Here is an 18,748-nt window from a genome sequence, read left to right as displayed (position 1 = left end):
CGGCGGCGTCGATGAGCTGCGAAGTCAATCGCCAACCTGGGCAAAGCCAGTGCGACGGTTCCTTGGCATTGATAACGGCTTGGAATGCGACGGGCAACGAGTCTGGGAAGTTCCAACGCCATCGGTGGGCCTCATCAAAATACTCAGGATGGCAATGAAGCATGGTGTGTCGGAGCGCATACAACTCGTTCGAGATCCGAAACCGCCGATACTCTTCGCTGTCCCGCCAGGCCCGCTGCCACGCTGCGTGATACTCGCCAACCATGAACTGAAGTCGCGGTTCAACGCGTGAACGCAGGTCGGATGACTGAGCATGGGCAGTCGTGACGGCAGCACCAACGCACAGTGCGGCCGAATACACTGCAGCTAATCGGACCATGGCAATGATTGCACGCATGAGATACGCTCCCGACTGATCGAACGCGCCACAATACCGAATTGCCCCGCGTGGCGGCGCATCTGATTCTCAGATTGTGCGGCCCCGCATCGGCGGCGTCAAGCTACGGCCGAATTCAGACGGGCGCCGGACGATTCGGTCCTTCAACTCAAGACTCGGAACTCCTACTCAAGACCCGGAGCTGATCAGTTTCGGGTTCTGGGTTCGAGTATCGAGTTCATGGTTTGCATTCGACACTCACCACTTGAACTCAAAGCTCACAGCTACCCGACAGTCCGGTCAGCTCTGAGCTTTGAGTTTGAGTTCTGAGTCTGGAGTTGAGCCGACCTATGGCCCGGAACCTCAACGCAAGACCCGGAACTGATCAGTTTCGAGTTCTGGGTTCGAGTTCCGAGTTGTTGGTCCGCACTCGACACTCACCACTTGAACTCAAAGCTCACAGCTAACCGACAGTTCGGTCAGCTGTGAGCTTTGAGTGCAAGTTCTGAGTTTGGAGTTGCCCCCGTTCACCCTCAGGTACCGAAGTCGAACCCCGGCACACTCACCCGTGGAATCTCCTGGCCAATGGTGCGCTCGATGGTGCGCACCAGGCCAATCTCCTCGGCGCTCATGAACGTGTACGCGTCGCCGGTGCTGGCGGCGCGGCCCGTACGGCCAATGCGGTGGACGTAGTCCTCGGGCTGCTGCGGCACATCAAAATTGATGACGTGCGTGATGCCGCTGATGTCGAGCCCGCGCTGCGCGATGTCGGTGGCCACCAGCACGCGCAGCTTGCCACTCTTGAAGTCCTCGAGTGCCTGCATGCGCTCGCGCTGCGACTTGTCGGCGTGCATGGCGCCGGCGTGGACGCAGGCCTGCGACAGGTCGCGCACCACACGGTCGGCGCCGCTCTTGGTGCGCGTGAACACCAGCACCGAATCGTGATCGGCGGCCGTGAGCAGATGCACCAGCAGGTCGTTCTTGCGATGACGTGGCACCGGGTACACGGCGTGCGTGACCGTCGTGGCCGCACTCGAGCGTCGTCCCACCTGCACCACCACCGGCTTGCGCAGATACTTGCGCGCCAGCGCTTCCACTTCCGGCGGCATGGTGGCCGAAAAGAGCAGCGTCTGCCGGTAGCGCGGCACCTGCTCCACGATGCGATTGAGCTGCGGCGCAAAGCCCATGTCGAGCATGCGATCGGCTTCGTCGAGCACCAGCGTCTCGAGATACGTGAAGTCGACGTTGCGCTTCTCGAGATGGTCGAGCAGACGGCCGGGGGTGGCCACTACCACATCGACCCCCTGGCGCAGCGCGCGCTCCTGCGGCTCGTAACCCACGCCGCCGAAGACGGGGATCACGTCCACCGGCGCATGTCGCGAGTATTTGCGCACGCTCTCCTCCACCTGCAGGCAGAGCTCACGCGTCGGGGTCAGCACCAGCACCCGCGTGCGCCGCGGACCGCCCAGCAGGCGATGCACCATCGGCAGCGTGAAGGACGCCGTCTTGCCGGTGCCCGTCTGGGCCAGGCCGATCAGGTCCCGGCCACGCAGGGCCAGCGGAATGGCTTCGCGCTGGATGGGAGTCGGGCGTTCGTACCCCGCGTCACGCAGGGCGTCGAGAAGGGGCTCAGCCAGCCCCAGGTCGGCGAAGGTCACATCGCCGACGGTCGCTTCAGAATCGAGAATCGTCATGGATCCCTGAAAGCTAATGGGACAGCGCCATATGGGGCGACGCTATCCCAGCAGCAATTCCCGCCCCGCCAACTGGGCAATCAGCAGCAGCCGGAAGGTCACGTCCAATGACCACCCGCGGTCGGCGTCCTCCCAGCCGGCATCAAACAGCGGCGCCACCGGCCAGGACCAGACCGGAACCTGTGCGGGAGCCTCCACCGAACGTGGCGGCGTCCACACACCACGCCGGTCGCGGTCGCCCAGCATGCGGTCCAGGAGACGGGTCCAGCCCTCGTGACGGTTGAGGAAACCCAGGCGGGCCATGATTTCCAGCCAGGCCAGCGCACTCACGATGTCGCCGTCCAAGGTATTGCGTGTGGCCAGATAGTCACCAAGCGCCAGTTGCGGTTGCTCCTGCACCACCTCGCCCACCAACTGCACCGCCGTCTGACGCGGCCAGGGCTGCGACAGCCACTCGTAGAGCCGCTCCATGAACTCCGCGTGTTCACTGCGGAAGGTGGGCATGTAGGCCAGCATGACCAGCAGGTGAAAGCTGGGGGGCGCCGCGTCGGCGTCCAGCACATGCTGATTACCCAGCCGCACCCAAGGCTTGGCCGCCAGCGGACTCTTGAGGAAGGTGTTCACCCGCTGCACGAGCCGCCTGGCGGCCCCGCGCAGCCGCGGATCATCCTCATGGCCGGATTGCGCCAGCGCCGCCGCCGCCGCTTCACGCAGAATCCGCCGGCCATGCCGGATCTGGTCTTCGTCGTCGAACTGGGGGGTCAGCTCCCCCATGACGGACCAGTCGAGATCTTCGGCCAGCAGCCGGAACAGGCCCCGACGGGCGACTTGCAGCGACGGAATCTCCGGGTCCCAGCCGAGCTCCAGCAGTCGCCGATAGGCCGGAATGGTGCCCACCCCCACCCGCTCAGCCCCCGGAGGCACCACGAGCCACCCGGCCGGCCAGTGGCCGTCCACCCCCTGTTGTCCCAGCAGATGCCACCCGGCTCGGCTTCCATACGGCAGTGTGGCCACCCCGGACGGCGACGCCGCCTCCAGCACATCGCGCAGGGCCGGCACCGACGGGGCGATGTCGCGCAGCAGCCGCGCCCGCACCACCGCGCCACCTTCCGCCAGCAACCAGGCCATGGGCGCCGCAACGGGGGCCGGTGGTGGCGGAGGGGCCGGGGGGGCCGGCGGGGCCTCGAGCAGTTCGCCGGGCACAGCGACCACCTGATCCGGCGGCAGGAATGGGACAGACGGAGGGATCGTCATATCGCGCAAACGTACCGCCAAACCGGGCCCGCGCCAGAGGCAAACGTGAGCTCGCCATTCCCTGCATTCTCGACGACTGGAAATCGGCAAACCGCTTGCGGCCAAGGCACTTAACGTTTCGCCCCTGCCGGCGTCTCACCCAAGGCGGTCCCCATGCGACCGCCTGTCCCACCACTTCCGCACACGGATCCCGTCCATGAAGACCTCGCTCCGCCTGTTCACTGCCGTTGCGCTCCTCGCCATTGCCGCACCCGCGTACGCTCAGGGCGGCGGCGGTGGCGGCATGCAGCAGATGACGCCCGAGCAGCGCGTCGCCCGTCAGAAGGAAATGCTGTTCAAGGACATCACCCTGTCGGCCGAGCAGTCGGCCAAGGCCGACACCATCATCATGAAGAGCATGCGCAGCCAGATGGAGGCCATGCAGGCCGCGCGCGCCAGTGGCGACCAGGGCGCGGCGCGTGAAGCCATGCAGAAGGTCAACGGCGAACGCAACGCGGCCCTCAAGGCGCTGCTCACCACCGACGAGCACAAGAAGAAGTTCGACGAGAACCTCGCCGCCATGCCCCAGGGGCGCCGCGGCGGTCTCTGATTGCGCCGCTGATACGGTCACCGTTTTTGGGGCGGGCAGCGCTCAGCGCCTGACCAACCGCGTTACACACGAGGGCACCGCGCCATCCCGGCACGGTGCCCTCGTGGCGTGTGGGGCATTAGCCTTCCATGCCATGATGGTCCGCCCCGCCCCGTCCCGACGCTGAATGCGCGGCGAATTTGTCGATGTTGGTGGTGCCCGGCTCTACTGCTACGCCTTTGGTCAGCGTGGCGCCGGACACCCCATCGTCCTCATTCACGGGTGCTTTACGTCCTCGCGCCTGTGGCAGGACGTGCTGCCGCGGTTGCCCAAGGGCCACCGGGTGCTGGTCCTCGACCTGCTGGGTCACGGCCGCAGCGATCCGCCGGGCGAGGCGTCCATGACGGTGGCCGGCCACACAAGCCGCGTGGCCACCCTGCTCGACATCATGGGGGTGCGCGAAGCCATACTGGTGGGCCACGGCATGGGGGCGGCCATCGCGGCGCGGGTGGCGCACACGCAGCCCGAACGCGTGTCGCAGCTCATGCTCGTCAATCCCGCGCTGCTCACCAACGTGCCACGGGACGCCTATCTCACGCGGCGCATTCAGCGCGTGGCGGCACTCGTGCCGCTCTGGACGCGACTCTCGCCCTCCTGGATGGCCTCGGCGCTGCACGCCGCGCTGCTGCCCTGCTTTGCGCATCGCGATGTGGGCGCGCGCTCACTCGATGTGTATCTCAAGCCCTTCATGCTGAAGCAGGGGCGTGACGCAGCGTGTGCGCAGCTCAGGGCCCTAGCCGCCTCGCGACATGACAGCATGGACGCGCTGGCACCCAACGCCATTCGCTGCGAAACCTCCCTCGTGGTTGGGAGCACCGATCCCTTCCTGCGCGATACGCGCCTGCGTCGTTTGCGTGACACGCTGCAGGAGGCCACCATGCGTGACCTCAGTGTGCATGTGCTGCCGGGCGTTGCGCATGTTGCCCCGGAAGAAGCCCCGGACCGTCTCGGCACGCTCGTGGGTGAACTGCTGGCGCGCTGAGCGGACCGCACCTCCTGCATTCGACGTCGCTCCTCGAACACCGACATCACTCGCATGACCACTGATCGACTTTCTGCCATGCGCACCATGGCCGCCAAGCAGCCGCAGAACGCGCTCGTGCGGTTCGGGCTGGCCAACGAACTGCTCAAGGCCAATCTGCACGAAGAAGCCGCGGCGGAGTTGCAGGCCTATCTCGCCGTGTACGACGACGAGGGCTACGGCTGGCTGCGCTATGTGGACACCTTGCGCACGCTCGGACGCGACAGCGAAGTGCGCGAGGCGATTGCGCGGGGCACCGACGCCGCCACACGCTACGGACACGGCGCGGTGGTGGCCGAATTCGAAGATCGACTGGACAGTCTCTGAGGCCATCACCCGCGCGCAGGGTATCGCGTGGGGGGCATCACGCACGGCAGGTCAGAGCCGCCGGCTTTCCTCGGCGGCGTCGAGCACGTAGCCCAGATCGCGCGAGAGCGCGCGGGCTTCCTGCGTGGCGCTCGTGATATCCGTGACTGACGCGTCCACGCCCAGCGTGCGCAGCTTCACGATGTCGAAGCGCAACGAACGCAGTGCCATGGCCGCGCTGTCGAGCTGGCGCTGCATGGTTTCGCGGCGGCTGGCCAACTCCTGCAGCGAGGCCTGCTGCCGCGTGAGCAGCGACAGCCGCCGCTCGCGATCGGGTGACTCGGGGGGTTCAGCCTCAAGGGACGCGATGCGACGGGCGAGATCGTCGAGAGCCGCTCCGGGCAGGTCGCGATCGAGGCGCTCGAGTCCGTTGGCCAGGGCGCCCACCCGCTCGAGCAGGGCATCGGCCGTTGGTTCGACGTCGGGCACCATCAGGCGCTCGGCATCGGGCAGGCGGCTGGTGATGTCCTGGATGACGAGGCGATCGTCGGCCGCGTTGCGTACCGTCTCACCGTAGCGCGAGCCAAGCACCGCTGCGCTCGCATGCCGAGCCACGAGTTCCTGCAGCTTGGTTTCGTGCGAACGCGTATCGGCGGCGGCTGCGATCTTCTGCCAGGCATCGCCCATGGCCGACGCCGGTGAAATTCCCACTCGCCACAGACGACGCATGCTGCGCACCGAGAGCGGCAGATACACCGCGGCACCCGCCAGGCCCGCAAACACCGGCACCAGCATGGGCTCGAAATTGAGACTGACGCCGACAATGAGCGAGGAGAGGGACACACCGCTCGAAATGGCGAGCGCCTTGACGCGCTTGCGGAACACCATGACCTGATCGGCGATCTGCGCCGGCGTCATGGGTGGCGCCGCCGGAGCCAGCGACTCGCGGCGCCAGAAGGCCAGACGGGAGCGCGACGTGGAACGCCCTTCCGCCCGCTGCTGTTCGCGCCAGAGCTGCTGCTGCAGGTCACGCTGCTGACGCACGGCGCGTCGCCAATCCTTGATGGCCTCCTGATTGGCCTTCTTCCACTCGCGCTTGGCACTGCGATCGGCGCCGGCCGGCAAGGGCGGCAACTGCGGAATGGGCGGCAGGGCGCCCGGTGCCGGCAGACTGCGCGGCGCGGGCTCCGCCTCGCTCAGGCGGCGCGGTGCCCAATCTTCGGCGCGGTGCCCGAAGCGGTGATCATCGCGGTCGGGCCGCGCGCTGTTCGGCGAATACGGACGAGTCGCCGGCGCCGAGGCTGGAGGAGCATATGGCACCACCGCCGCGCGGCCATCCAGTTGACCGCCACGCTGCACATGACGCAACGCGTCGCGCAACTGCAGCGCGCTCTGCCAGCGATCAGCGGGCCGCTTGGCCAGACAGCGATCAACGATATCCGACAAGGCCGGCGGTACATCGGGACGCAGGGAGCGCAAAGGCAGCGGCGTTTCGCTCACGTGCTTCATGAGCATGGCCGGCGTGTTGGGTGCCTCGAACGGAAGGCGACCCGTGAGCATGAGATAACCCACGATGCCCACCGAATAGAGATCACTGCGGCCGTCGACATCCTTGTCGCCCATGGCCTGCTCAGGGCTCATGAACGCGGGCGTGCCCACGGCAATGCCGGTCTGCGTGAGCCGCGATCCACTCTCGGCGGCGCGCGCGATGCCAAAATCCGTCAGCATGGCGCGGCCGGTCTCACGGTCCATCAGCACGTTGTCGGGCTTGATGTCGCGATGCACCACTCCCGACGCATGCGCATAGGCCAGCGCATCGGCCATCTGCTCGAGTACCGACGCCACCACGGGAAACGGCGGCCGCGACTCGCGCTGCAGTCGCACCGCGAGCGTCTCCCCATGCACCAGTGCCATGGCAAAGGCCACCATGCCCTGAGCCTCGTGCACGGCATAGATGGGCACGATGTGCGGGTGATTGAGCCGCGCCGCCGTCTGCGCCTCACGCACGAAGCGCTCACGCACATCACTGCGAAAGGCGAGATCGGGCGGCAGCACCTTCAGCGCCACCTTGCGCTGCAGCCGCAGATCCTCGGCCGCATACACCACCGCCATGCCGCCGCGTCCCACTTCGGCACCGATGAGATACTGGTCGCCGATGGCCGCCGTGATGCGGTCCCGCAGGGCCTGTCCGTCCGTGGCGAACGCACCGGCCTTGTTGGGATCCGGCGCACCCACTGCCTTGTGACCGAGCACGCCGTTTGGTGTGTCCACCATGCCGACGCTCACGATCCCGAGCGCGCCGTGGTGAGATCCCGCACTTCGCTCATGGCCTGCACTGCAATGTCCACTTCGCGCGCCAGCTGCATGGCCTGCTCCGCCACCAGCGTCACGCTCTGCACGTTGCTGTTGCCGGTGCGCAGACGCACGAGATCGAGTCGCACGTTCTCGAGGGCGAGGCGGCAGCTCTCGAGCTGTGCGCGGCGCGACTCCACCTTCTTCGACACGTCCAGCACGGCACGCCGGTCACGGCGCAGCTGCGCGAGGCGCCGCACGCGCGACTCGCTGCGCGCGCTGTCGAGCGGATTGGCCTCCGCCTCCAGCGTGGTGATCTCGGCTTCCACGCGCGCGAGCTGCCCCGGATCGGCCGAGGCCTCGAGCCGCACCAGATCCCGCACGATGGTTTCCACCTTGTTCACCAGATCCACCGCCGTGCTGGCCACATCCGGAATGCGCTTGCGCTCGTCGGGTGGCAGGGTGCTGAGCAGCCGGCCGATTTCCTCCCGATCCGCGCGCACTCCGCGCACCAGATCGCGATAGGCACCCATGTCCTGCTCGGACAGCGGTGCCTGCGGCACCAGCCCACCTGCTGTCGGATTACCCGTGGCCGGAGCGGGTCCCGACGGGGCCAGCACACCCGACAGACGTCCGCGCAGGCGACCCTGCGCGCGCAATTCCTCGCGCTTCTTGGGGCTGAAGGTCGCCACCACGCTGTTGCCGAGATCCTCGAGCACCTCGCCGAAAAGGCGGTGCCGCGGCTGACGCAGCACGTCCTTCCAGTCGAATCCATCCGACCAGAGCTTGGCGTACTTCCAGGCAATGAACACGGTCCAGAACGTGGTCACGCCCCAGAAGTCCGAATTGCCGAAGATGGAGAAGAACATGAACGCGCCGTTGACCGCGAGGTACGGCACGAGATGCTTGCGGAACTTGACCACGGGCGGCGCTTCCCAGCGTGCCAGATCGGCGGCTGTGGCGACGTACCCATCGGCATCGGCAGCCATGGCGCCGGCGCGGGCCTCGGCCGACGGGATGTACCAGAACGGCTCGAGACGCTGCGCGGGCTCACCCGTCAGCGTGCGCTGCGTGTAGGCTGGCGCCTGGTAGCCAGGCGTTCCCGGCGGGGCGCCCGCAGGCATGGGCATCCCACCAATGGGCGCCCCGTTGAAAGACACCGGGGCGGCGGGGGCCGGCATGGTGGCCGAGGTGGAACCCGGCGGCGCGGGCGGCAGCACACCGGTGCGCAACGCCTGTACCATGTCGCTCGCCGTCTGGAAGCGATGATCGGGGTTCTTCTCCAGCAGACGCATGACCGTGGCCGCCATGACCGGCGGCACATCGGCGCGCCGCTGACTGATCGGCACCGGCTGCTCGGCCAGATGCTTGACCAGCAGCGCCGGCGTGCTGTTGCCGAGGAACGGCGGTTCACCGCACAACATCTGGTAGGCCACGATGCCCAGGGAGTAGAGATCGCTGCGCGCATCGAGGTCGCGATCGCCCGACGCCTGCTCGGGTGACATGTAGGCGGGCGTGCCGATGGCCATGCCCGTGGCCGTGAGCCGCGAGGTTTCGCCGCTGTCGCTGGCGGCGCGGGCGATGCCGAAGTCGGTCACCAGCGCGCGGCCGTCGATGCCGTCAAGCAGGATGTTGTCCGGCTTGATGTCGCGGTGCACCACGCCGCGCGAATGCGCGTACGCAAGCGCGTCGCCCACTTCCATCATCCAGCGTCGCACGTCGTCGATGGGCAGCGGCCCACGCTTCTGCAGCTTGGTGGCCAGGTTGTCACCGTCAATGCAGGCCATGACGAAGAACACCAGGCTGCCCACCTCGTCAACCGAATAGATCGGGACGATGTTGGGATGGCTCAGCTGCGCCGCCGTTTCCGCCTCACGCAGGAAGCGCGAGCGCACGTCCCGCCGGAACGACAGTTCCGGGGGCAGCAGCTTGATGGCGACGTGACGCTTGAGACGGCGGTCCTTGGCGCGGTACACGATGCCCATGCCACCCCGGCCGATCTCCTGATCCAACTCATAGGCGGCACTGAGCGCCTGTTCCACGTGGGCGCGCAGCTCGGCGTCTTCAGCAGATGGCGGGACGGGTTCGGACACTCGAGAGGGTCTGGGGAGTTCGGGCCGGTCTGTCCTAGTGTAGCACATGGGAACAAACCGGAACAGCACGGGTGGCCGTCACCGGCCATCGCTGGCCGGCCGGCCAGGCCAGCGGACCGCACCGGGAAGCCCGGCCGGTCGCCGCCAACTGGGACGACCCGCGTCCTTACGTAGGCAGGACCGGGAAAAGTTCCACCGTGCCGCAAAGGACCCCTGTGTCACGAACTCGCACCGCGACGCGCTGCCGATGTGACGGGACCCGGGCACATCGGCAGGCCGCTGCCAGGATCGGATCAGGGTCGTCCCTCCGAACCCGACACTTTGGCAGTAATGTCCCGGTGCAGTTCGTGCGGGGTATGAGTCGTCATTCCTTCTGCTCAGGATTCCTCATGGGACAGCGTCAGACTCTCCCGGTTCTCCCCCTGCGGGGAACCGTCATGTTTCCCGGCATCACCGCACCCATTGCGGCCGGTCGCCCCGGCACCCTGCGCGCCATCGAAACGGCGCTCAAGGGTGACCGCCTCGTCTTTGCCGTCGCCCAGCGCGACAACAGCGAAGAACCCACACCCGACATTCTCTTCACCACGGGCGTCATTGCCCGCATCGGCCAGGTGCAACGTGGCCTCGGTGGAGTGCAGTTGCTGCTGCAGGGCGAACAGCGGGCCACCGCGCTGCAGTACAGTGAAGTCGACGGATATCTCTCGGCCGTGCTCGTGCCGGCCGAGGAAATGATGCCGCTCGACCTCAAGGACGCCGCCTTCACCGCCCTCCACAAGGAAGCACGCGAGCGCGCCGCCGAACTCGGCGAGAAGCGCGGTCTGCCCGAGGAGGTCGTGCATCAGGTGCTCGACTCCGTGGAAGACGCCGGCCGCTTTGCCGACCTCGTGGCCGGCTACATCGAACTCACGGTGCCCGAGAAGCAGGGCCTGCTCGAAACGCTGAGCGTGGAAGAGCGGCTGCGCCGCGTGCTGGTGCACGTGCAGCGCCAGATCGGGTTGCTCGAAGCGCAGGAAGACATCAAGTCGCAGGTGCAGGAAGAGCTTGGCGAGCGGCAGCGCGAGATGTTCCTGCGCGAGCAGCTCAAGGCCATTCAGAAGGAGCTGGGCGACGACGACACCGGCAAGGAAATCGCCGAACTGCGCGAGAAGCTCACGGCCCTCGAACTGCCCAAGGAGGCCCGCGCCGAGGTGGAACGCGAACTCGGTCGCCTCGAGCGCGCCGGTCGCGAGAGCATGGAGGCGCAGGTCATCCGCACCTACCTCGAGTGGATTGCCGAGCTGCCCTGGAACACGCGCAGCGATGACCAGCTGGAACTGGCCAACGCCGGCACCATCCTCGACGAGGATCACTATGGCCTCAAGGACGTGAAGGACCGCGTCCTCGAGTTCCTGGCCGTGCGTCAGTTGCGCGCGCAGCAGGTGGCCAGTGAAGTGGCCACCACAGGTGAGTTCCCCGTCTCGAAGCTCAAGGGCGACACCAGCGACGCCACGCCGGCGCTGGGTGCCAACGGGGAAGAGCGCACCATCACCGATACGCGCGAAGCCAAGTCACGGGCCATGGCCCGCGGCCCCATTCTGCTCTTCAACGGCCCGCCGGGTGTGGGCAAGACCAGCATCGCCAAGTCCATCGCCCGCGCGCTGGGCCGCGAATACGTGCGCGTGGCCCTCGGTGGTGCACGCGACGAGGCCGACATTCGCGGCCATCGCCGCACGTATGTTGGCGCCATGCCGGGCCGCATCATCCAGGGCCTCAAGCAGGCGGGGACCCGCAATCCCGTCTTCCTGCTCGACGAAGTCGACAAGCTCGGCCAGTCGTACCAGGGTGACCCGTCGAGCGCCCTGCTGGAGGTGCTCGATCCGGCGCAGAACGACTCCTTCACCGATCACTACCTCGGGGTGCCCTTCGACCTGAGCGAGGTGCTGTTCATCGCCACCTCCAACTTCATCCAGAACATTCCCGGTCCGCTGCTCGACCGCATGGAAGTGGTGGAGTTCAGCGGCTACACCGAGCGTGTGAAGGCGGAGATTGCCAAGAAGTATCTCGTGCCGCGTCAGCTCGAGGAGTCGGGCCTGTCCAATCGCGATCTCAACTTCACCGACGATGCGGTGATGAAGGTCATCAGCGAATACACGCGCGAAAGCGGTGTGCGTCAGCTCGAGCGTGAGCTTGGCAAGGTGGCGCGCAAGGTGGCACGGCGTGTGGCCATGGGCGACACCGGCACCATCGACGATCAGATCATCAGCGCCGACGAGGTGCGTGAACTGCTCGGCCGACCCAAGGTGCATCCCGAGCGGGCCGCCGAACACGACGAGGTGGGTATCTCCACGGGCATGTACTACACGCCGATGGGTGGCGACATCATGTTCGTCGAGGCCAGCATTCGCCGCGGGTCCCGCACGCGTCCCACCGACGACGAGGAGCAGGTGCGTGTGGGGCCCATCTCCCTCATTCTCACCGGTCAGCTGGGTGATGTGATGAAGGAGAGCGCGCGCGCCGCGCTGACCTATGCCACCAACAACGCCGAAGCGCTGGGCATTCCGCTGGAGCGGGTGGCCAGTGCGAGCGAGGCACACATCCACGTGCCGGCCGGCGCCATTCCCAAGGATGGCCCGAGCGCGGGTATCGCGATTGCCACGGCACTCGTGAGCGAGATGAGCAATCGCAAGGTGCGGCGCGACGTCTCCATGACCGGCGAAATCACGCTGCGTGGGCGCGTGCTGCCCATCGGCGGCGTGAAGGAGAAGGTCCTCGGCGCCCATCGTGCCGGCATCAAGGAAGTCATCATTCCCAAGGCCAACGAGGCCGATCTCGAGGACGTGCCGGAGGAGGTGCGCCAGCTCCTGCGCTTCCACCCGGTGGAGACCCTGCGGGACGTGCTGCGCATTGCCCTGGTGGACGCCCCGGTCGCCGAGCCCGAACCGGAACTCGTCGGCGTCTGAGGCCTTTGCTGGAGATTGGGGCCGTCCGCTGGAACTCCCGGCGGGCGGCCCTCGTAGTTGGGCCCATGATTCATTTCCTGACCAGTATTCGGACCGGCGCCTGGGTGGGCGTGGACGCCATGCGCGTCAATCCGCTGCGCACCATTCTCTCCACCCTCGGTGTCGTGATCGGTGTGGCCTCCCTGGTCGCGGTCCTCTGCCTCGGCGACGGCATGGAGCAGGCCGCGCGATCACAAATCGAGCGAACCACCGATGTGCAGACCGTGAGCATCGCGGCCCGCACGACCGAGCGGGTGGACGGTCAGGTCTTCCCGGTTCGCGACTATCCGATCTTTGGCCCACAGGACGCGGCCGACGTGAAGGACGTGCCGCTGGCTGACGCGGTCGCCCTGCAGGTGAGTGGCACAACCACCGTGGACCTGCCCGAGACCGGCAAACGGCGGCAGACCTCGATTACGGGTTCATTGGCCCGCATTGAGGAGTTCAGCCACCTCGAGCTCGATGCCGGCCGATTCTTTACCGACGCCGAGGCATCGCGTGGTGCCAAGGTGGCGGTGCTGTCCTGGTTGCTGGCTCGCGATCTCATGGACGGGCGGGCCCCGCACAGCATCGTCGGACGCAATGTGCGCATCAATGGTCAGCCAACCGAAGTGATTGGCGTGCTGGAGCCGTTTGAAGGCGAGCGCGATGGCAGTCAGTCGGCGCTCATTCCCTTTGCCACCGCGCATGCCGTGCTGCCGCCCATGGCGACCCCACGCCCCACCACGCTGATCGTGCGTGCGCCCCGCGTGGAACAGGTGCCGGCGCTCGAAGCCGAGGTGCAGGGGTGGGTGGCCGAACGCTGGGGCAAGCGTAGCGAAAAGGTGCTGGTGCAAACGTCGCGGGCGAGACTGCAGCAGGCCATGCAGGGCATTCTCATGTTCAAGCTGTTCCTTGGCGCCATCACGGGCATTTCGCTCATCGTGGGCGGCATCGGCATCATGAACGTGCTGTTGGCTTCGGTGAGCGAGCGCACGCGCGAAATCGGCATTCGCAAGGCCATGGGCGCGCGACGCCGGGACATTCTGCTGCAGTTCCTCGCCGAGTCGGTGGCGGTGGCCGGCACCGGCAGTGCGGTGGGCATTGCCCTTGGCTTGGTGGCGGCCTTTGGCATCACCGCCATCATTCGCGCGCAATCCGACGCGGGCTTCCTGCAGGCCAGCTTCTCGCTGTCCACGCTCATCGTGGCGTCGCTGGCACCCATTGTCGTGGGATTGGTGTTTGGCACGTATCCCGCGCGACGTGCGGCGCGACTCAGTCCGATCGACGCGATTCGGCATGAATAGGGCGGACGCGGGCGCGACGCTCGAGAACTGCGGTCGCTCGATCCACCGTTCTGGGATCTGTGTGATGGGGTTTGAGTGTGAGTGGTGCAAGGGCGGGATCTCGCGATCCGCAACTTCCGGATTGCGTGGTGTTGCGGCCAACACCACTCTCACCCAGAACTCATAGCTCACGGCCCAGAACGGTGGATCGAGCGGCCGCAGTTATCGAGCGCCCGCCCTCTCACTGCCTCGTCAATTCCCTCAACACCAACCGCGTCACCCTCCGCGCCACTTCATCCCGGCTGGCCTCCGTCTGCGACGTAGCCACGGCCACCGCCTGCGCTTCGAGCGCTCCAAGCCGCGCCCCCAGCGCATGCCGATGCGTGGCCCGCGCAAATCGCGCCAGCTCCAGTTGCAGCGCCCAGGTGGCCTTGCGACTGCGCTGCGCCCGGCGCTCCGGCCCCACATCCTGCGACAACTCGTCCAACGTGACGAAGTCGAGCCCGCCCGCCGCCCACGCGTCGCGTGCCGACGGCGTGGCCGACACGGCGGGATCCACCGCACCCGGCACCCCGAGATCCACCCACAAACGCGCCGGCCCTGCAGCACTCAGCACGGCAAGCGCCTCACCCCGCAGCAACGGCGTGGAGGCATGGATGGCAAAGATCACCACACGCGCCTCCGCCATGGCCTGCTCACGCTGCTCCCAGGCAATCACCTCGGCGCCATGCGCAATGGCCACCGTTTCCGCGCGCGACATCGTGCGATTGGTGACGCCGACCTGCACCGGCAGCACGGCCCGGGCCATGGCGTCCAGCACACCACGCGCCGCATCGCCCGATCCCACCACCACTACCGGGAGTGGTCCACCACTGCGTGCAGCTTCGCGCTCCACGAATGACGCCAGGCGCGCCACCACGCGATCACCCAGCGTGCCATCCACCTCGTCGCCAATGGCCGCGCGGATGTGGCGCGCCGCGTCAACCGCATGGCGGAAAACGCTGTCCAATTCACCGCGCACGGCCCCAGCGTCACGCGCGGTCAGCCAGGCCTGACGCACCTGACCCAGAATTTCCGGCTCACCAAAGCGCACCGAGTGCATGCCGGCCGCTACACCAAACAGGTGACGCACGGCGAGGTCGGCGTCGTGCCGCGACACGTTGACCGCATGGCGATGTGCACCGACGATGTTCGTCTCGAACCACGGCTCGAGATCATGGTCGCCCCACCAGTACAACTCGCTGCGGTGGCAGGTGGCCAGCAGCACGGCCTCTACACCCTGTGCGGCCAGCTCGCGCAGCAGCGCACGCTGACGCAGCGGGTCGGGACGCAACTGCCCCACCACATCCGCGCGCGTGCTCTCATGCGCGCAGCCCACCACATGAAACGGCAGCAGGAACACGGGTTACGCGGCCGACGAGGTCATCGAGTTGATCATCTCGCGTTCAGCGTCTTCGGCGGCTTCCGCTGCGCAGGAGACGCTGTCAGCCGAGACGACCTTGGACGGCACACCGCGGCAGGCCGCGTTCACGCAACCCGGGCAGCGCGTGCGGTACTGCGTGCTGTACGGCGCGCCCGACGTGAGATGCGCGTGCACGATGTCGGCCAGCGCATCGAGAAACTCGGGCCGCGCATTGAGCGCCGGCGCACGATGAAAGCCCGTCATCCCGTGCTCACGCGCGAGCGTGGCGTACTCGATGTCGAGCTCCGACAGCGTCTCGATGTGATCGCTGGTGAATGCAATGGGCACCACGAGCAGATTCCTCTGCCCACGCGCCGCCAGCTGCTCGATGACCGTCTCCGTGCTGGGACCGAGCCAACGCACCGGGCCCACCTCCGACTGATACGTCACCATCCACGGATTCCTGAGCCCGATGGTCTCCACCACCCGACTGACCGACGCCGCGATTTCCGCTGGATACGCATCGCCCCGATCGATCACCGACAGCGGCAGCGAGTGCGCCGAGAACATCACCAGCACATCGTCACGCTCCGCTTCGGGATACGCCTCCAGGCCGTCTTCCACCGTGCTCGCCATGGCCGACACGAAGCCCGGATGCTCACCCCAGCGATCGATGATGCTCCACGTGAAGGCATCCTCGAGGCCCGTCCGCTTGGCCGCACGCCACAGGTCGTTGAGACTCGAACCCGTCGTGGAGCAGGACCACTGTGGATACTGCGTGAAGGCCACGGCGCGCTCCACGCCGTCGGCCTGCATGGCGCGCAGCGCATCATCGGCAAACGGCTGCGTGTAGCGAAATGCCACGTAGAAGCGATGCGGCGCCGTCCCGGGCGACATCTCGTCGAGACGTCGGCACATGGCCTCACCCTGCGCGGTCGTCCAGCGCAGAATGGGCGAACCACCACCAATGGCCTCGTACAGCTTGCGCACCTTGGGAGCACGACGCGTGGCGATGAACTTGCCGAGGACGTCCTGAAACGGGAGCTGGATGATCTCCTTGTCCAGGAAGAGGCGTACGAGGAACGGTTCGACATCGTCGAGCGTCGCCGGTCCACCGAGGTTCATCATGACAATGCCGGTCCCGCCGCGGGCGCGGGATTGCCTGGCGTCTTGTGCCGAAGCGGAGCCTGAACGAGGCGCGGGGCGAGAGGTCGGAGGTGTCATGGGACGAAAGCTCGACACCTCCCCCCGGCCATTCCATTCCGGTTCTCTACCTGCGTGATCCCCGTACAGTTACGGTACAGATTCCCGACAAAACAACTCGTCAATGAATGCGGCTAGTGACCAATAGGCCCGAGTCGGAAGAGACTCAGCGGCCAGGCCTGCGCACCGGGTTCGGTACCAAGCAGGAACCACTCCGTATAACGCTGCGCCGGCGCCGTGTTGGCAGTGGCCAGTTGGCCGGTGCTGCGATCGAGTTCCACCGGCACGAGGCCGGGAGGCGGCGTCCAGGAGCCGGCCGACTTGCCGGCGTACGCCGCCGCCAGAATGCGCCCGGCAATGGGCCCAGCCAGCGTCCCACCCGCCGCGCCCGGGGCAATCATGGCCGGCTTGTCGAAGCCGAGCCACACGCCCGTGACCAGCTCGGGCGTCATGCCCACAAACCACACGTCGGCATTGTCGTTGGTGGTGCCGGTCTTGCCGGCCACCGGCACATGATCGGGCACGAGACGACGCACGGCCGTGGCGGTCCCTCGCGTGACGGCGTCCTGCATCATGTCGCGCACGATGAACGCCACACGCGGATCCATGGCGGCGCGCATGGCACCACCACTCGCGGAGTGCACGACCCGGCCGTTGCGATCCTCAATGCGCTGCATGAAGCGCGGATCGACACTCACGCCACCGTTGTCGAACGCGGCGTAGGCCGCCACAAAATCGAGCGGCTGCACCACACTCGCGCCGAGTGCACTCGAGGGGTAGAGCGCAATGGGCGCGCGCAAGCCCGCGCGACGCGCGAGGGCGGCCACGGAGTCCATGCCCACCGCCAACGCCAGTTGGACCGCCACCGGATTGCGTGAGCGCGCCAGGGCTTCGCGCACCGTCATCGCACCAAGAAAGCTGTTGTCGGCATTGTCGGGTGCATACACCTGACCGTTGTCGAGACGCACACGCAGCGCCGTATCGGCCACCATGGCATTGGCGGTCAGTCCCTGTGCCAGCGCCTGTGCATACACAAAGGCCTTGAAGCTCGAACCGGGCTGGCGATTGCCATCCACGGCACGATTGAAGCTCGATCGCGCATAGTCACGTCCGCCCACCAGCGCGCGCACATCCCCGCTGGCCGGATCGAGCACCACGACGGCTCCTTCAAGACAGTCGTCAACCCGCGGGCGCTTGCTGGCCGCAGACGACGCCGAGGCCTCACCCGCACAGCGTTTGCCGCGAAACCCCGGGCGCGACTCGATCTCTGCAATGCCTTCGGCCAGCGCCTCCTGCGCCTGACGCTGCAGCGCTGCGTCCACGGTGGTGTGAATGCGAAATCCACCCTGCATCACCGGCACACCCGCACGCTCGGCCTGCACGCGCACCACGTCGGTCACCCACGGGGCGAGACTCACGGTGCGGGACACGGTGCGGAGCGGTTCTCGCTGCGCTGCCGCCGCCTGGGCCGCCGTGATGTAGCCCTGCTCGGCCATGAGCGCGAGCACCGTGTTGCGCCGCTGCCGGTTGCGATCCGCATTGCGAACCGGGTCGTACAACACGGGACTCTTGGGCATGGACGCCAGCGACGCCGCCTCGGCCAGCGTGAGATCCGCCGCGCCCTTGCCGAAGTACTGACGCGCCGCCATCTCGATGCCAAACGCGCCACTCCCAAAGGAGATCTGATTGAGAAACGCTTCGAGAATCTGTTCCTTCGAGTAATGGCGCTCCATCTCACGCGCGGCGGCCTGCTCGCGCAGTTTGCGCGATGGCGAACGGTCGCGGCGATCGATGATGTCGGGATGCATGTTGCCCACCAGCAACTGCGTGATGGTGCTGGCCCCACGCAAATCACCCTTGGTCACCGCGTCCTTGAGTGCGCCGGCCACGCCCACCAGGTCCACACCATCGTGCTGGTAGAAGCGCTTGTCTTCGACGGCAATGAAGGCCTGCCCCACATAGCGGGGCAGTGAACGCAGCGGCACACTGAGGCGACGCTCGCGACCAATTTCACCGATCAGCGTCCCGTCGCGTGCCAGCACCTGGGTCACCTGCGGCGGTGTGATGATGCGCCAGGGCTCCGCGGGCTGTGACGCGGAGGGAGACGCCTGCGACGACGCCTGCGACACGACAGGGCCGGGCGCAGTCAGCGCCGCCAACAGCAACGTCCCCATCATCGCGGCGCGGCGGCGCAGTCTGGATTCATGTGGCACGGCCATGGGGGAATCATACACGG

General features: G+C 66.9%; 12 protein-coding genes. 5 read left to right on the top strand and 7 right to left on the bottom strand.

The window, feature by feature from the left end; genetic code table 11:
* Window positions 1-909: 909 nt before the first annotated feature.
* The gene (locus B2747_RS11125; RefSeq protein ID WP_291160533.1) at window positions 910-2,070 is read right to left on the bottom strand and encodes a DEAD/DEAH box helicase; all 1,161 of its coding nucleotides are present in this window, start codon (window positions 2,068-2,070) and stop codon (window positions 910-912) included.
* Between the two features lie 42 nt (window positions 2,071-2,112).
* Window positions 2,113-3,324 carry a hypothetical protein gene (locus B2747_RS11120; protein ID WP_291160530.1) on the bottom strand — a complete coding sequence of 404 codons (1,212 nt, stop codon included), beginning with the start codon at window positions 3,322-3,324 and terminating at the stop codon, window positions 2,113-2,115.
* A 196-nt stretch (window positions 3,325-3,520) separates the two neighbouring features.
* Between B2747_RS11120 and B2747_RS11115 the strand changes: the two genes are divergently transcribed.
* From B2747_RS11115 to B2747_RS11105, 3 genes are all read left to right on the top strand, one after another.
* On the top strand, window positions 3,521-3,913 hold the full coding sequence (locus tag B2747_RS11115) for a hypothetical protein (RefSeq protein WP_291160527.1): 393 nt from the start codon (window positions 3,521-3,523) through the stop codon (window positions 3,911-3,913).
* Window positions 3,914-4,079: 166 nt separating this feature from the next.
* On the top strand, window positions 4,080-4,934 hold the full coding sequence (locus B2747_RS11110) for an alpha/beta fold hydrolase (protein WP_291160526.1): 855 nt from the start codon (window positions 4,080-4,082) through the stop codon (window positions 4,932-4,934).
* 54 nt (window positions 4,935-4,988) lie between these two features.
* Entirely contained in the window at window positions 4,989-5,300 is a 312-nt protein-coding gene (locus tag B2747_RS11105; protein WP_291160522.1) for a hypothetical protein, read from the top strand.
* Between the two features lie 51 nt (window positions 5,301-5,351).
* Here the strand turns inward: B2747_RS11105 and B2747_RS11100 are convergent, their stop codons facing one another.
* Window positions 5,352-7,553 (bottom strand): serine/threonine-protein kinase, encoded by a 2,202-nt coding sequence (locus tag B2747_RS11100; protein WP_291160519.1) that lies wholly within the window; start codon window positions 7,551-7,553, stop codon window positions 5,352-5,354.
* A gap of 8 nt (window positions 7,554-7,561) precedes the next feature.
* Window positions 7,562-9,664, bottom strand: a complete 2,103-nt coding sequence (locus B2747_RS11095; RefSeq protein ID WP_291160517.1) for a serine/threonine-protein kinase — start codon at window positions 9,662-9,664, stop codon at window positions 7,562-7,564.
* A gap of 389 nt (window positions 9,665-10,053) precedes the next feature.
* Between B2747_RS11095 and lon the strand changes: the two genes are divergently transcribed.
* A complete protein-coding gene (gene lon, locus B2747_RS11090; protein WP_291160514.1) occupies window positions 10,054-12,603 on the top strand; it encodes an endopeptidase La in 2,550 nt (849 codons plus the stop codon).
* Window positions 12,604-12,668: 65 nt separating this feature from the next.
* Window positions 12,669-13,928, top strand: coding sequence for an ABC transporter permease (locus B2747_RS11085; protein ID WP_291160511.1), 1,260 nt, complete (start codon window positions 12,669-12,671; stop codon window positions 13,926-13,928).
* Between the two features lie 220 nt (window positions 13,929-14,148).
* On the opposite strand, the gene B2747_RS11080 is transcribed toward B2747_RS11085, so the two are convergent.
* From B2747_RS11080 to B2747_RS11070, 3 genes are all read right to left on the bottom strand, one after another.
* Window positions 14,149-15,309, bottom strand: a complete 1,161-nt coding sequence (locus B2747_RS11080; protein WP_291160508.1) for a hypothetical protein — start codon at window positions 15,307-15,309, stop codon at window positions 14,149-14,151.
* Between the two features lie 3 nt (window positions 15,310-15,312).
* A complete protein-coding gene (gene hemH, locus B2747_RS11075) occupies window positions 15,313-16,437 on the bottom strand; it encodes a ferrochelatase (protein ID WP_414652193.1) in 1,125 nt (374 codons plus the stop codon).
* Between the two features lie 209 nt (window positions 16,438-16,646).
* Complete coding sequence (locus B2747_RS11070; protein ID WP_291160505.1) at window positions 16,647-18,731, bottom strand: penicillin-binding protein 1A; 2,085 nt, start codon at window positions 18,729-18,731, stop codon at window positions 16,647-16,649.
* Window positions 18,732-18,748 lie beyond the last annotated feature (17 nt).

The sequence above is a fragment of the Gemmatimonas sp. UBA7669 genome (assembly GCF_002483225.1).
Classification (GTDB): domain Bacteria; phylum Gemmatimonadota; class Gemmatimonadetes; order Gemmatimonadales; family Gemmatimonadaceae; genus Gemmatimonas.
The sequence above is the reverse complement of the archived record's forward strand: the minus strand, read 5'-3'. Positions and strand labels throughout refer to the sequence as shown.

Bases quoted from the DNA above. Each gene is read 5' to 3' on its own strand.
- lon (WP_291160514.1), top strand. From the start codon at position 10,054: ATGGGACAGCGTCAGACTCTCCCGGTTCTCCCCCTGCGGGGAACCGTC.
- B2747_RS11125 (WP_291160533.1), bottom strand. From the start codon at position 2,070: ATGACGATTCTCGATTCTGAAGCGACCGTCGGCGATGTGACCTTCGCC.
- B2747_RS11100 (WP_291160519.1), bottom strand. From the start codon at position 7,553: ATGGTGGACACACCAAACGGCGTGCTCGGTCACAAGGCAGTGGGTGCG.
- B2747_RS11085 (WP_291160511.1), top strand. From the start codon at position 12,669: ATGATTCATTTCCTGACCAGTATTCGGACCGGCGCCTGGGTGGGCGTG.
- B2747_RS11120 (WP_291160530.1), bottom strand. From the start codon at position 3,324: ATGACGATCCCTCCGTCTGTCCCATTCCTGCCGCCGGATCAGGTGGTC.
- B2747_RS11070 (WP_291160505.1), bottom strand. From the start codon at position 18,731: ATGGCCGTGCCACATGAATCCAGACTGCGCCGCCGCGCCGCGATGATG.
- B2747_RS11110 (WP_291160526.1), top strand. From the start codon at position 4,080: ATGCGCGGCGAATTTGTCGATGTTGGTGGTGCCCGGCTCTACTGCTAC.
- hemH (WP_414652193.1), bottom strand. From the start codon at position 16,437: ATGATGAACCTCGGTGGACCGGCGACGCTCGACGATGTCGAACCGTTC.
- B2747_RS11105 (WP_291160522.1), top strand. From the start codon at position 4,989: ATGACCACTGATCGACTTTCTGCCATGCGCACCATGGCCGCCAAGCAG.
- B2747_RS11115 (WP_291160527.1), top strand. From the start codon at position 3,521: ATGAAGACCTCGCTCCGCCTGTTCACTGCCGTTGCGCTCCTCGCCATT.